The following is a 12,896-nucleotide window of genomic DNA, read 5'->3' as shown; positions in this document are numbered from 1 at the left end:
TACTAAACTCCACGACCAACGTTTAGCTATTATCCGACACCAATCACTGCGACCAGCGTTTAGCTATCCTAGTGATGTGCGTTAACCGTTAGCGTAGAGTAAATAAGTGCAAAAGTGCACCTGTTTTTAACAAACAAGATTGAAATGATGCAAATAGGTGTACAAATACCTCTAATTGAGCAGAATTGAAGAAGATCTGGTTAAATAAGTGCATTTCTGCGCTTAGATGAAGCTGCTGCAGGCGCTGCCGTAAATGTTTTCGCATGACAGGGGAACATCTCCGTTTTCAGATAAAAGGACCTCAAATCCCACTGTAAAGTGGAGCTTGAGGTCCTTTTTCTCAAAGAAAATAAGATCTAATTAGTGCTCAAAAAAATCGCAAAATGACTTTTGAGACAGCCCCATTTTTTAAAAATAGGAGTGACTTTAATCAATGATCAAAGCAAAGCTGCTAAAGTTTAAGCACTGGTCTTTGCCAAGCTGCTCTCGGCTATCTTCCGGCGGGAACGCGCGCGGGAGAACCCGAAGGAGGTTGCGGCTGTAGCAGCGGCGAGAATGACGCCTGTAGCTCCAATCCAGCTGATAGAGGTGAGCGATACTTGCTCAACGACAACCCCGCCAAGCCCGGCTCCTGCAGCCATGCCCAGCTGAAGTACAGAGCTGTTCAAGCTAAGCATAATACCCGAAGCTTCTGGAGCTAGTGACATCAAATGGTACTGCTGAGTTGGACCGGATGACCAAGCGGTAAAGGCCCAGATCATAAGCAGAGGAAATACGATAACCGGAGACTGTCCAGCCAACGAGAGTAGAACAAGCGCTATCGTATGGAACAGCATGCCGCTGACTAATGTTCGCGGCGCTCCCCATCTATCGGTGCTGTAGCCGCCAAATTTAGACCCGATCAGGCTAGCGATACCGAATGCAAATAGTCCGATGCTCACGCCTTGTTCACTCAGCTTCGTTACGCTAAGCAGGAATGGTGAAATATAGGTGTAAACGATAGAATAGCCGCCGATCCACAAGAAGGTGACCGTCAGTGCCGTTACAATTTTCGGCTGCTTCAAGAGAGCAAGCTGACTGCGAAGTGGAACGGGCTCTTCACCATCTGTTTTTGGAATGCTGGATAAAATGAGGAGCATTGCAAGCAGGCCCAGCAGTCCGATTGCTCCGAAGATGAGATGCCAGTCGTATACAGATGCGACTACCCTGCCTAGAGGGACACCAACGATTAATGCTGTGCTAAAACCCATAACGAGCGTCGCAATGGCACTGCCCTGTTTATCAACGGGTGCAAGCTTAGAAGCGACGGTCAAAGCGGTAACGACGAATACGCCTGTGCTGAGCGCGAGGACAACGCGGGACACGATCAAAAACTCAAATCCAGGCAAAGCAACAGCAATAAGATTGCCGATCGCGAATACACCTAATGAGTAGAGGAGCAGCTGACGCCGCTCAACACGCGCCGTAACTGCCATAAGAATCGGCGTGCCAATAGCGTAAGCTAGCGAGAAAACGGTAATCAGCTGGCCTGCTGCAGATACGGATACACCTATGTCGCCCGCGACCTTATCCAAAATACCCGCAATAATAAATTCGGACGTTCCAACCAAAAAGCTAATTATAGCCAGCATGTAAATTTTCCACGCGTTAGACATATAAAAAATACTCCTCTCTCCACTCCACTGTTTTTATATTTCTAAATCTATAGAAATATAACCTAAAAAAATTACTCCAACAAATATGGCGCATACTTTCGAGCCATTTCGCGGTTCACACTGTAGTAGATATACGTACCGTCTTTGCGGAGATCTAGCAACCCGCTTTCCGTCAATTGCTTCAAGTGATGTGAGAGGGTAGAGCCGGCTACAGATTCCAGCTTTGTGCCAATATCGGAGCAGCATAAATTTTTCTCCTCAGTAAGCAGCAGAGCTATTTTTAGACGGGTAGGCTCACCGAGCGCCTTATATACTTTTACAGCTTGACGTACGTCCGCATGATCTTCTGTCATTGTGGCTTCACCTTTCTTGCAGTCGTTATTTCTATATTTGTAGAAATAAGATAGCATATCGATATTCGAATGTAAACAGGCAAGCATTCATTTTATTTTACAACAAGCATTTCTGTAATCGTATAAAAGAAGAAAAGGAGCCGCAAGCAGTTCCTTTTCTTTCATCGCATTATAGGTTATGCGCCTTTACCCAAGCCGCCAAAAATTTAAGCTTCCCGTCAAAATAACCATCATCCTGCCAAGATCCCCAAATGGCGCTTCCGCCTGTATGAAGTCCGATCAGCCAAAGCTGTCTGACGGCTACGAATACGGGAATCATCGCAAGATCCTGTTTGCTTAACGGTCGTTCTTTTGTATAGGCTTCCAGAAAAGCATCCCAGCATTCATCCTCAAAGCTCTCACTATCCGATCTGCCATGGACGCGATCCCATAAATAAACGGATAGATCATACGAGCGCCAGCCTACGCCGCAGCAGTCAAAGTCAAAGTGTGTCATGCTGCCGTCATCCGAATGAAAGACGTTCCAGCCATGCAGATCCCCGTGGCATACTCCCCAGTCATATGCACCATTCGCGGCTTCTGCAAGGCGGGCTTTCAGCCTTCCGGCTGTTTCTTGAACAAACGATACATCGTTCTGTCGATGCTGTAAAAACGGAAGCATCGACAGAAGAGGCTCGTCGAGCAAATGGGCAGCATCAAGCGCAAACCTTTCATGTTTGGGTTCATAGAAATCCATGGCATGATGAAGCTGCGCTATAGCGCTGCCGTAAGCTTGGCTTGTATCGACATTAAGCTTCCCGGCGCCATCCGCATAAGAGAATAGCACAGCATAACGAGTGCCTTCCGGTGCATCGAGCTCAGTCAACCATTCGCCATCTCGTCTTTGGATGGGATAGGAAACCGGCAGGATGCAGTTTTTAAGATAGGTTAACAAATCCAGCTCAAAACGGATATCGGATTCTGCTCGCCATAAATGCTTATAAATTCGCAATATAAATTTTCCGGTATTCGTCTCAACCGAATAGGTATCATTCAAGCCATTGGACACGAATTGGCTCTTTAGCGGTGTACCGATATCATATAATAAGGCCATGGCTTCAAAAAGCGTTTCCTTATGAAATACAGTATGTACGGCAGGAATATGCAGCATGTCACAATCATCCTTTCAATGTCTTTCCCATTATCTATTTATCCTATAGCAATCGTGAAGCGAAGGGGATAGAAATAATGGCTATAGTTGTTTATTACTGTTGGGAATCGCTTTTTTGGGTTTATTTGACAAGGTAAGGGCAGCAGATTATTGTTAATCAGAATTGGTAAAACAACTCTGAAGCAGGAGAGGATTATGTGCAGAAAGTGGTAACGAATCATTTTCAAAGCCTGAATGAGTATGTCTATGCTATTCAACAAAGTATCGGCGCCACAGCTGCCGCAACCTATATCATACAAAACGACGTTGTTGTAAACGAGTGGTATTCCGGTACACATGCAGCATCAGATGCGCCCAGACTCGTGGATGAAAAAACGCAGTTCAACGTAGCATCAATCCGTAAAACGTATCTAGCGCTTGCTGTCAGTTTATTAATAGAGCAAGGGAAAATAGGCAGCGTGGATGATGAAATCGGGCAGTATCTCAATGATTATAAAGATGCAGCGCGAGGGGTAACGCTGAGGCATCTGCTTACGCATACCCATGGATTAATCGAAGAGAACGGGAAGATAACAAGAGAGTTTCCTGCTGGATATGGATGGGCATACCGCAATACGGGAATTGGCATGCTTTTTCAATTAGTTAGGCATATTTCGGGGCAAAACTTAAGTTTTTTTATGGAGAGTCATGTATTTAGTCAATATGGCTTAAAGGAAACGGGTTGGAGAACAAAAGCTGCTGAGCAACTTATATATAATTATTACGATGATGAACATACGTGGGTGGGGCCAAACGATAGTGATGAAGGTGATCAAAGCAATTTGTTCGTTAGTGCGCGCGATTTAGCGATGTGGGGACATATGCATCTTAAAAACGGCAATGTAAATGGAAAACAGTTGCTGCCGCAACCTGTTTTTGCAAGAGCTACTTCGCTGCATACGCCACTCACTGTTCCATCTCTTCTGCCTCGAAATGGTTTTATATGGTGGCTGCAAAGTGATACTCCCTTGAATCAAATTGGCGAGCTTCTGCCGAGTGACGCTTATCAAGTTCTTGGAATTACAGGCTGCGCCTGTCTGGTCATTCCGAGCTGCGATGCCGTAGTGGTTCGCATGTATAACCAGCTGCAGGGTTCGAGCGGATATGATTACTTATACGACATAAGAAAGTTTGGAAATATGGCATACGATCTGCTTCGCAGTTATGGAGGTGCTCGATGATTCAAGGCGGTATCATTAAGAAAACCATCACTTCCTTAAGGCAAAGATTAGAGGCGGGTAACGAGTTATTAAGCTTACAGCTGCGTGACGGTGAGCTATACGAGGCCAAATGTACATTTAGACCTCCTGCAAGGGAAGAAGATTTAATGCTTTTTCAGGAAAAACTGGACTGTAAACTTCCTGAGGATTATTTGAATTTTCTTAGAATAACGAATGGCTGCTCCCTCTTTGACCATCCGGAGTACGGAGGAGAGGCCTACTTATACGGGTGGCAGGATACATTTGGAGTAACGTACGAGGAGCCTAATGAAGGTTATTTGAAAGTAGCTTACATTTATCAGGATGACATTGTTATTCATTTAAAAGCTTTTAACGAAGGCTCAGACCATTACTTAATGGTCAAAGGCCATATTGATCAATTTCATGAAGCGAGGCCGCTGCATATGAATTTTGAGCAATGGTTTGATCGTTTTATCATATGTCAGGGTGAGAAGTATTGGAATTGGCCTATTTATAACGAGGGAAATAATAATAAATTAAGAGACTAGTAGATGCGGAAAATATAAATAGGAGGCCTAAAGAAGATGATTGAACTAAAAGCAGCAAGTGTAGATGATGGACGTGATATTTTTGACATGTTAGTAGAAATAGGCCCGGGAGAAAATGGGTTTGTGAATAGCGCGCATGATATCGATTATAGTCAATTTCCTGGATTTATTCGTAAAAATATAGCGATCTCGCAAGGCATTGATCTCTTACCTCTGCACGTTCCCCAGACTGTTTTCTGGTTATTCGTTGATTCATATCCCGTTGGCTACGGAAAGCTAAGGCATTATTTGAATGATCACTTAAAAAAATCAGGCGGACATATAGGGTATTCGATCAGACCAAGCAAACGTGGAAAAGGCTACGGTACGGTCATGTTAAATGAACTCCTAAAAAACGCAGAAAGCATGGGAATAAAGGATGTTATGCTGTCTTGTGTGGAAAGTAATATCGCTTCTAGAAGAGTCATTGAGTTAAATAATGGTGTACTAGAAGCGAATGAAGGTGGAAAATGCAACTACTGGATTCACTTATGAGAATAGTCATCTTTTCAATTTGCATAGTCTTACTGACAGGTTGCTTCGAAAGTGACAAAAAGACAACAGAATTTAACCAAAAGAAAGTAGACATAACCGAAATAAAAGAAGCACCAAACAAAGGATTCTCATATTTGGAGCAATTGCCTGCTGAGCGGATTAAGGAGTATGAACTATTTGTGAAAGACAGGGATACGAGTCATTTGCTACGCTTCTCCCCTGAGCAAATAGTGTTAATCTACATGCATTCTGTTGCTATAGTTGATACGGCAGCCATTTACGCTCTTACTTACAATGATGGCTTATTAGCTGATCCTGAACGCTTTAGAAAAGACTACAATGAGTACGTGTTGAATACTGAGCAAGAAGTAGCTTTGAAATATAGATATTATGATTCCATTCAAATTAATGAAGAAACGGCTGAAGAAAATAGTGTAATAGTAGTCATTACTGTAAGCTTGGGATTATCCACTAGTTCTGTGGGTTATGGTTTAAAGAAAAACGAACATATTTGGAAAATGGATATACAGCATTTTATTGAAGATTTTAAGCAGAAAGCGGCTGCTAAATAGTTGAACCAACTGTTATCTGATTTTAAAAAGGCAATGGCAGCTAGGACTTTTTTTATGTCCGAAGCAGTCATTGCCTTTTTCGCTAAAATGAGTCTAAAGCTTGTTATTGCAGGCTCGAATACTGCAGTGCAACAGCTGTCAAGAAACATGCAAATGCCAAAACTGCTGCCGATGAACGAACCACATCAAGCAGCTCCCAGCGGCGGATTAGCAACTTCCAATTGCTAGGTGGCGCGTCGGGCTTCCATTCGAGCGCACCCTTGTTGATAGGGACTGTGCCGATGAGCGTGACTAGGATGAAGAGGAGTAAGGCCAGTACGCCAGCCCAGCGGAAGAACAAACCTGGCTCGGAGCCGCTCAGTACTAGCACCGCAACTCCCGACACGGCCGTAGGTAAAAAGATAGCGGGCACCAGCACACGCAGTTTAAGTATTAGTGCTTGACGAACTTTAATTTGAGACTGGTCGTCTAGACCAGCCAGAGACATGTGCACCCCATAGCGAATGACGAGCTCTTCGCCAGCAAGGATGCCTGCAAGAAATAAACAGATGAACTCAATAATGATATGATTCATAACAAGTACCTATCCAGAGTACAGGCTGCTGGTAGTGGAGATATTGGTAGAACGATGTTAGTCACTAGGATATCCTCCTTATGGTTGTTTTCATGACGGCTCGATTACCGAGCGTTCAAACTTTGGTGAAGAAAAATTGAAATGTTAACTATAAAATACACTTTACTTGCCGACAGGTAAGTTGTCAAGTATGATAAGTTATGGCTAAAATGAGTGAAAGGCAAGGAGTGTGACAATCATGAGTATGAGTGAGTCAGTGAAACGGACGGGCAGTGAAACAAAAGCGGAAGCTCAGCGTGTAGCTTTGGAGCTTTTCACTACTAAAGGGTTTGAGGCGACATCACTTCGTGAGATCGCTGAGCAACTCGGGATCAGCAAGGCCGCGCTATACTACCATTTCAAAAGCAAAAATGACATCGTAAATTCAATGATGTCCTCCCGCGGTAACGAGGCGGCTGAACTTCTCGCATGGGCCGTCAGCCAAGAACCGAGTCCAGACCTTCTGGAACGCACGGTGCTTCGTTGGGTGGATTCTACTTCTGTAGACAAGCTGCGCGGCATCCGCTTCGTAAATGCGAATCCCAATCTCATGCGGAGCGTGGTTAGCAATCCCGGTGGCCAAATCCGCGACAGCCTTGGGGCAGTGGCTGAGCTTGTGGCTGGCAAGGACGCTGATCCCACACGGAAATTACTCGTGAGAATGGCCTTTCTCAGCATTAACTCGGCATTGATGGCCGCCAGTGGAACGGAGCGTACGGACGAAGAAATAGTTGCAGCCGCGAGAGAAATGGCATTAGCTCTTCTTAACCGCCTTCGCGAATAGCTGATAGATGAGTGTTGCTGGGATTTCAGCACTTGGAAATTTTCAATATAGGATAGTGAAATGAGCACAGGCTGCCGACATAGTCGGTAGCTTGTTCATTTTAACGTTTGTAACGAACCTAACCCTTAGTTGACTTCATTTCTCTATAAATTATATGTTGTCAGAAGAAAAAAAGTTGTAGACTGACGTTGCTTCATTAAGCTAACGGTTAGGATACACTAGTGAAATACTTTCAGTGGAGGAATTCTGGCATAAACAATCTCTCGGAAAAGGGTGCAGTGCATGAACAAAACGGATCGTTTGTTAGCCATAGTGCTTGAGCTGCAGCGTAACGAAGTGTTACGAGCCGAGGATTTAGCCGCTACATTTGAAACAAGCGTGAGAACCATTTACAGGGATATACAGGCTTTAAGTGAGGCTGGCGTATCCGTGATAGGAGCGCCAGGGCAGGGATACTCCCTAATGGAGGGGTATTTCCTGCCGCCAGTCAGTTTCACGGTGGAAGAAGCAGTGACGTTACTCATCGGGACAGATTTTATCGAGCAATGGTTTGATGTTCACTATGGCAGTAAGTCTCGAACTTCAAGAGGGAAGATTGAAGCCATCCTGCCGGAACCGATCCGCAGCGAGGCATCCCGGATTCGCAAGAGCTTTCGTTTGCTTGCTTCCGTTGAAGATATAGCACGAATACAAGAGAAGGCATACTTGGAAGCGATTCGTCGAGCGATTTTGGAGGAAAGAAAAATAAGATTCCGCTATTCCAAAAGAATTGCCGAGGCTGATGGGAACCGCGAAAGTGTACGTACGGTTGCTCCTTATGGACTTGTGCTTCTTCAAGGGTCATGGGTACTCGTTGCACAGTGTGAATTGCGTAAAAATATCCGTCATTTCCGGTTGTCCCGGATGTCGGAGCTTATCGAGCTGGAAGATAGATTTATGTTGCCAGCAGATTTCAATTTAGATGCATACCAGCCTCCAGACGATCGCAACGTCCGTGTGCGCATCTGGGTCCAACCTGACATTGCCGATAAGGTAAGGGAATCGAACAACTTCTATATAGAAACCATAGAGGATCATACGGAAGGGCTGCTGGTGACCTTACGCGTTCGGCAGCCTGAGGAATTGCTGCATTGGGTGCTCGGCTGGGGAGGCGGAGTGGCTGTGCTGGAGCCGGAATCCTTTCGACATCGGGTTAGAAACGAACTGAAAAAAGCATTAAAACGCTACTGACATAATGGTGTCAGTAGCGTTTTTGTATACTTAGAAAAAAGATGATTAGAGGCGATAATAAATGATGATTACAACAAAGCTAGCATTACAACGATTTGAGGAAACTGCGACATATTATATTCATGAACTGGATCAACTCAGTCTGGAGCAGTTGAGGCAAAAGCAAAGTGACAACGAATGGTCAATCGGACAGATGTTTCAACATCTCATTAGCTCGGCGCTTTATATGCAGCTTCGTAATCTTGATCAATGCTTGATGCCAAGCCAAGATCCCATGGTACCTGGAACGGAAAAAACCGAGGTTGGTGTGGCTATATTTTCTCAAGGAAGCTTCCCCCCCATTCGTATTCATGTTCCGCCTTCCCCGCAATATACTCCGGAGCAGCCAGAAAGCAAAGAGCAGCTAATTCAAGGCTTACACACTGTCATCCAGAGAATGAAGGACATTGAACCTACCCTTGAAAAAGTGTCCAAACAACAGACAGTGTCCCATCCGAGATTCGGTGGATTGTGTGCGGAGGAATGGTTCCTTCTTGTTGAAATGCACTACCGTCACCATCTCCTGCAGCTGGACCGCTTAAAGCAAGAGCTGGTACGGGAAGCGACATAAACATGTTTTAAAAAAGGAAGGGATTTCGAGGTATGCAAATGGATGAAATAAGCGAGCAAAGCCGCTTCTGGATTGGTGGTGTGTCCGCGTCCCATGTGAAATGTGGAGAGAACCGAAATTGGGGATATTCCTTCTGCTACGGTCATTTTGAGATCAGTCGGGAGGACTTTTTGACAATTGCCAGTGCGATGCAAAAATGAGCAGATAGAAAGTTCATAAAACAGCGACAGTCTAGGACTTTATTTTCATATCCTTGGTTGTCGCTGTTTCAATTTCTGAGGTCAGTTTAAAACTTATTTTAGGAAATCTGAGGTGCTTTATTATAGGCTGTATCTATTTTTCCTATATAAACTAGATATTGGAAACGGTTTAGGTTCTCTATTATTATGAAATTAAACCTATAGAATCCATGAGAAGAGGATAGAAATGAAGCAGAAATGGCAATGTGCAGTAGACAAAACAATCACTCTAACAGCACAGGAACGAAATAAATTAGAGCAAACGTTCATTGTCGAAACAATTGATATATTGAAGACTAAAGAGGAACTGCTTGCGGGTTATGATATGTTTTTGATTCATACAAAGATACCGAATGAGATTTTGGGGAGGTTTGCTAGCTGCAAATACATTGGAATTCGTGCGCACAACACTGACTATGTTAGCAGCGATCTTGCCCATGAACAAAAAATGGTTGTTCGTGGCATCCCTCAAGTAGGAGAGAATGCGGTTGCAGAGCATACTTTTTCTTTGATTTTTGCTATTACGAAGCAGCTAATTCCCTCGAATCAAAATATAAGAGACGGAAGGTGGCGAGAAGGAATAGCTCCAAATGTTGAACTAAGAGGTAAAAGCTTAGGGATCATTGGTTACGGTAAAATAGGAAAAGTTGTAGCATTAATTGGAAAGTCTCTAGGCATGAATGTATTAACCGCTTCTAATCGATCAAGCTCCAAAGCAGGACAATTATCTATGGAAGAAGTACTGCAGCAATCCGATATCGTAACGATACATGCCTCGACGACAAATAATTTGGAACCCATCATAAATAAGAAACATTTTGAAATGATGAAGGAAGGGGCCATTCTCATCAATACTGCAAGAGGAGGATTGGTAGATTACGATGATTTAGAAAAGGTACTCTCGAGTGGGAAATTACGGGGCGCTGGACTAGATGTATTCCCTGAAGAGCCCAATACCAAAAGAAAGCTATATGATCTGCCTAATGTTGTATGTACTCCACATCTTGCCTATTATACAAATGAAACGATTTCGGATATGAATCTACAACTATTGGATCAAGCTATTGAATATTTTAATAATCTGTACGCTATGGAGTGACGTTCCTTAATGAAAGGAGTGGAGTGAAATGAATCCTTTTATCGAACAATTGTTACATTCTAATCAAATGGAAATAGAATTAACGGAAGACATATTATTTGAAATTTACAATGAAGCTAAGAATACGGATGGGGAGGAGGAGGTTTGGAAAAACCTGATCTCGTTATACGATAAACCTCTCCCGAAACAAATCGCTTTTTTCCTTATAGATAGGAATATTGCTATTATGGATTTAGGTCATTCCAAACAAGACTACGATGTCTTGTGGAGATTAGCAGAGATCGTAGACGAAGCCTTATTGACACTAGCGATAGACGTCTACACTCAACTATCCTTTAGCCATGAAGAAATGGAGCTGCTGTTTAACAAATATGATAATCATAAATGGATGATGGAGAGCTTGATTTATAAACAGCCGTCATCACCTGAAAAGCGAAGATTACTCGAAGCGGCTATAAAAAGGAATAAGGATGCAGACAGATTGCAAAGATTGCTTACTGTGGTGGACACTGCTAAATATGCGAGCCGCAATGATTTAACACTTAAAGAGTTTCAATCCCTTTTTGAGACAAAAGAGCCCTATGTTTGGTTGTCATTAGCCCATAACGCCAACACTCCAGTAGATATTTTAAACAGAATATTAGAAGCAACAAGCATAAAGAATGCAAGAGCAATAAGACATTCAGCAAATATAAATATTCAAGGAAAATGCGATAACAATAGTGAGGTGATAACGTGAGAATTAGAACGGCAGCTAAGTTTGCATCCCGACAATGATTTGAATTTTATTATGGGAGCGCCAACGAGAAGTGTATGGATTTCTAATCCTAACCATATGGAAATCCCTATGTTTATTGAAGGTTAATTAAAGAATGGGGGGTGAGCATATGAATGATTTGCGTTATCCTATTGGGCAATTTAAACTCATACAGCATGCAACGACCGAGCTTCGGCAAAGCTGGATTAAGGATGTGTCGCAAATATCTCCGATTGTGCGGCACACGGTACAAAATTTAACGTCTGAACAGCTGCTTTTACAATACCGTCCGGGCAGTTGGACCGTCAGGCAGGTTGTTCACCATATGGCTGACAACGATATGAATGCTTTTATTCGTTTCAAGAGAGCGCTAACGGAGGATAATCCCATGGCCAGCTCGTATAGAGAAGATTTATGGGCGGAATTAAGCGATTATGAAACACCGCTCGAAACATCGTTAATTCTCCTAGAATCCATTCATAGTCGGTTTACAGCAATTCTCCGATCTTTGCAATCATTAGATTTTCAACGAACGTTTACAAGTCCAACTCACGGCGCTATGAGTCTTGATACTGCGCTTCAACGATTCATTTGGCATAATCGGCATCATACTGCACAGATCGCTTCCATATTTTAAAATAAGGAGAATCAGGCATGAATAAAATTATTGCCATTACAGGCGCCTCATCCGGAATAGGTCTTGCAACAGCATTAAAATTTGCTGAAGAAGGATGGATCGTATACGCTGGAACTCGGCATGCAGAACGTGATCAAACAAAGTATAGCGATCAGCCCAATCTACATTTCATTGAAATGGAAGTAACTAAACCGGAATCATTAGAGCAGGCATTTGAGGTCATTAAGCAAAAACACGGTTATATGGATGTTTTATTTTGCAACGCAGGATTTGGGCTATTACGTGCACTAGGCCAGGCTACTTTCGAGGAAATTCAAGCTGTTTTTGATACGAATGTGTACGGGGTTATGCATACGATTCGTGCGGGTTTGCCACTCCTTCGCAAATCAAACTCTGGGCATTTGATCGCAACGACGAGCGTAGGCGGATTAGTCGGACAACCATTAAATGAAATTTATTGCGCAAGCAAGTTTGCAGTTGAAGGGTTGTTGGAGAGCTTAGCGACCTATTACAAGCCTGCATTTAATATTGATGTGACTCTGCTGGAGCCTGGAGCAATTGGGACCCATTTCAACAATACTGTTTTTGCACATATTGAAAAAACAGGCGGCATTCCAGATGATGAATATAAACAAACGTATGACACCATTATTAATACCTTTTCCAAGCGAAACTCCGTTCCTCAAACGTCTGAATCCGTTGCTGATGTTGTGTTTCAGTTAGTAAATATGGAGACGAAGCCGCTGCGCATTCGTACATCCGATAAAGCTGAAGCGTTTGTACAATATAAAGTAAGCAACGATCCTACTGGGCTGGAGGGCATGCTGAATACCCGTAAACTTCAATTAGAAATGTAATATAAGATAGGAATGGACTATGAGTTATTGCGCCCATA

General features: G+C 43.3%; 15 protein-coding genes. 11 read left to right on the top strand and 4 right to left on the bottom strand.

The features are described from left to right. Positions 1–458: 458 nt before the first annotated feature. The 3 genes from AC0VYE_RS29615 to AC0VYE_RS29605 form a co-directional block, all read right to left on the bottom strand. Complete coding sequence (locus tag AC0VYE_RS29615; RefSeq protein ID WP_475444314.1) at positions 459–1,655, bottom strand: MFS transporter; 1,197 nt, start codon at positions 1,653–1,655, stop codon at positions 459–461. Between the two features lie 71 nt (positions 1,656–1,726). Then, entirely contained in the window at positions 1,727–2,008 is a 282-nt protein-coding gene (locus tag AC0VYE_RS29610; protein WP_054025100.1) for an ArsR/SmtB family transcription factor, read from the bottom strand. Positions 2,009–2,177: 169 nt separating this feature from the next. Continuing rightward, positions 2,178–3,158, bottom strand: a complete 981-nt coding sequence (locus tag AC0VYE_RS29605) for a phosphotransferase (RefSeq protein ID WP_475444311.1) — start codon at positions 3,156–3,158, stop codon at positions 2,178–2,180. Positions 3,159–3,355: 197 nt separating this feature from the next. Between AC0VYE_RS29605 and AC0VYE_RS29600 the strand changes: the two genes are divergently transcribed. The 4 genes from AC0VYE_RS29600 to AC0VYE_RS29585 are packed head-to-tail and all read left to right on the top strand — an operon-like array spanning position 3,356 to position 6,032. Next, the gene (locus AC0VYE_RS29600; RefSeq protein ID WP_475444309.1) at positions 3,356–4,378 is read left to right on the top strand and encodes a serine hydrolase domain-containing protein; all 1,023 of its coding nucleotides are present in this window, start codon (positions 3,356–3,358) and stop codon (positions 4,376–4,378) included. Then, positions 4,375–4,926, top strand: a complete 552-nt coding sequence (locus AC0VYE_RS29595; RefSeq protein WP_475444307.1) for an SMI1/KNR4 family protein — start codon at positions 4,375–4,377, stop codon at positions 4,924–4,926. The genes AC0VYE_RS29600 and AC0VYE_RS29595 overlap by 4 nt, the downstream gene beginning before the upstream one ends. Positions 4,927–4,962: 36 nt before the next feature. After that, positions 4,963–5,460, top strand: a complete 498-nt coding sequence (locus AC0VYE_RS29590; RefSeq protein WP_475444306.1) for a GNAT family N-acetyltransferase — start codon at positions 4,963–4,965, stop codon at positions 5,458–5,460. Further along, the gene (locus AC0VYE_RS29585) at positions 5,436–6,032 is read left to right on the top strand and encodes a hypothetical protein (RefSeq protein WP_475444304.1); all 597 of its coding nucleotides are present in this window, start codon (positions 5,436–5,438) and stop codon (positions 6,030–6,032) included. The genes AC0VYE_RS29590 and AC0VYE_RS29585 overlap by 25 nt, the downstream gene beginning before the upstream one ends. 103 nt (positions 6,033–6,135) lie before the next feature. Here the strand turns inward: AC0VYE_RS29585 and AC0VYE_RS29580 are convergent, their stop codons facing one another. Then, on the bottom strand, positions 6,136–6,606 hold the full coding sequence (locus AC0VYE_RS29580) for an anthrone oxygenase family protein (protein ID WP_076267301.1): 471 nt from the start codon (positions 6,604–6,606) through the stop codon (positions 6,136–6,138). 238 nt (positions 6,607–6,844) lie between these two features. On the opposite strand from AC0VYE_RS29580, the gene AC0VYE_RS29575 reads away from it, so the two are divergent. The 7 genes from AC0VYE_RS29575 to AC0VYE_RS29545 all read left to right on the top strand — a co-directional run bounded on the left by AC0VYE_RS29575 (position 6,845) and on the right by AC0VYE_RS29545 (position 12,858). Beyond that, complete coding sequence (locus AC0VYE_RS29575) at positions 6,845–7,429, top strand: TetR/AcrR family transcriptional regulator (protein ID WP_076267300.1); 585 nt, start codon at positions 6,845–6,847, stop codon at positions 7,427–7,429. A 282-nt stretch (positions 7,430–7,711) separates the two neighbouring features. After that, positions 7,712–8,659: a helix-turn-helix transcriptional regulator gene (locus AC0VYE_RS29570; protein ID WP_475444302.1), complete on the top strand. Its 948-nt coding sequence runs from the start codon at positions 7,712–7,714 to the stop codon at positions 8,657–8,659. Positions 8,660–8,726: 67 nt separating this feature from the next. Next, positions 8,727–9,269: a DinB family protein gene (locus AC0VYE_RS29565; RefSeq protein ID WP_475449771.1), complete on the top strand. Its 543-nt coding sequence runs from the start codon at positions 8,727–8,729 to the stop codon at positions 9,267–9,269. Positions 9,270–9,695: 426 nt separating this feature from the next. Then, on the top strand, positions 9,696–10,607 hold the full coding sequence (locus tag AC0VYE_RS29560) for a 2-hydroxyacid dehydrogenase (protein ID WP_475444300.1): 912 nt from the start codon (positions 9,696–9,698) through the stop codon (positions 10,605–10,607). A gap of 28 nt (positions 10,608–10,635) precedes the next feature. Beyond that, the gene (locus AC0VYE_RS29555) at positions 10,636–11,346 is read left to right on the top strand and encodes a hypothetical protein (RefSeq protein WP_475444298.1); all 711 of its coding nucleotides are present in this window, start codon (positions 10,636–10,638) and stop codon (positions 11,344–11,346) included. Between the two features lie 148 nt (positions 11,347–11,494). Beyond that, positions 11,495–12,001: a YfiT family bacillithiol transferase gene (locus tag AC0VYE_RS29550; protein WP_475444296.1), complete on the top strand. Its 507-nt coding sequence runs from the start codon at positions 11,495–11,497 to the stop codon at positions 11,999–12,001. Between the two features lie 17 nt (positions 12,002–12,018). Next, complete coding sequence (locus AC0VYE_RS29545; protein ID WP_475444294.1) at positions 12,019–12,858, top strand: SDR family oxidoreductase; 840 nt, start codon at positions 12,019–12,021, stop codon at positions 12,856–12,858. Positions 12,859–12,896 lie beyond the last annotated feature (38 nt).

This window comes from Pristimantibacillus sp. Z349TD_6 (assembly GCF_056173205.1).
This window is presented reverse-complemented; position numbering and strand designations above follow the sequence as displayed.

Bases quoted from the DNA above. Each gene is read 5' to 3' on its own strand.
- AC0VYE_RS29615 (WP_475444314.1), bottom strand. From the start codon at position 1,655: ATGTCTAACGCGTGGAAAATTTACATGCTGGCTATAATTAGCTTTTTG.
- AC0VYE_RS29610 (WP_054025100.1), bottom strand. From the start codon at position 2,008: ATGACAGAAGATCATGCGGACGTACGTCAAGCTGTAAAAGTATATAAG.
- AC0VYE_RS29605 (WP_475444311.1), bottom strand. From the start codon at position 3,158: ATGCTGCATATTCCTGCCGTACATACTGTATTTCATAAGGAAACGCTT.
- AC0VYE_RS29595 (WP_475444307.1), top strand. From the start codon at position 4,375: ATGATTCAAGGCGGTATCATTAAGAAAACCATCACTTCCTTAAGGCAA.
- AC0VYE_RS29590 (WP_475444306.1), top strand. From the start codon at position 4,963: ATGATTGAACTAAAAGCAGCAAGTGTAGATGATGGACGTGATATTTTT.
- AC0VYE_RS29585 (WP_475444304.1), top strand. From the start codon at position 5,436: ATGCAACTACTGGATTCACTTATGAGAATAGTCATCTTTTCAATTTGC.
- AC0VYE_RS29580 (WP_076267301.1), bottom strand. From the start codon at position 6,606: ATGAATCATATCATTATTGAGTTCATCTGTTTATTTCTTGCAGGCATC.
- AC0VYE_RS29575 (WP_076267300.1), top strand. From the start codon at position 6,845: ATGAGTATGAGTGAGTCAGTGAAACGGACGGGCAGTGAAACAAAAGCG.
- AC0VYE_RS29570 (WP_475444302.1), top strand. From the start codon at position 7,712: ATGAACAAAACGGATCGTTTGTTAGCCATAGTGCTTGAGCTGCAGCGT.
- AC0VYE_RS29560 (WP_475444300.1), top strand. From the start codon at position 9,696: ATGAAGCAGAAATGGCAATGTGCAGTAGACAAAACAATCACTCTAACA.
- AC0VYE_RS29555 (WP_475444298.1), top strand. From the start codon at position 10,636: ATGAATCCTTTTATCGAACAATTGTTACATTCTAATCAAATGGAAATA.
- AC0VYE_RS29550 (WP_475444296.1), top strand. From the start codon at position 11,495: ATGAATGATTTGCGTTATCCTATTGGGCAATTTAAACTCATACAGCAT.
- AC0VYE_RS29545 (WP_475444294.1), top strand. From the start codon at position 12,019: ATGAATAAAATTATTGCCATTACAGGCGCCTCATCCGGAATAGGTCTT.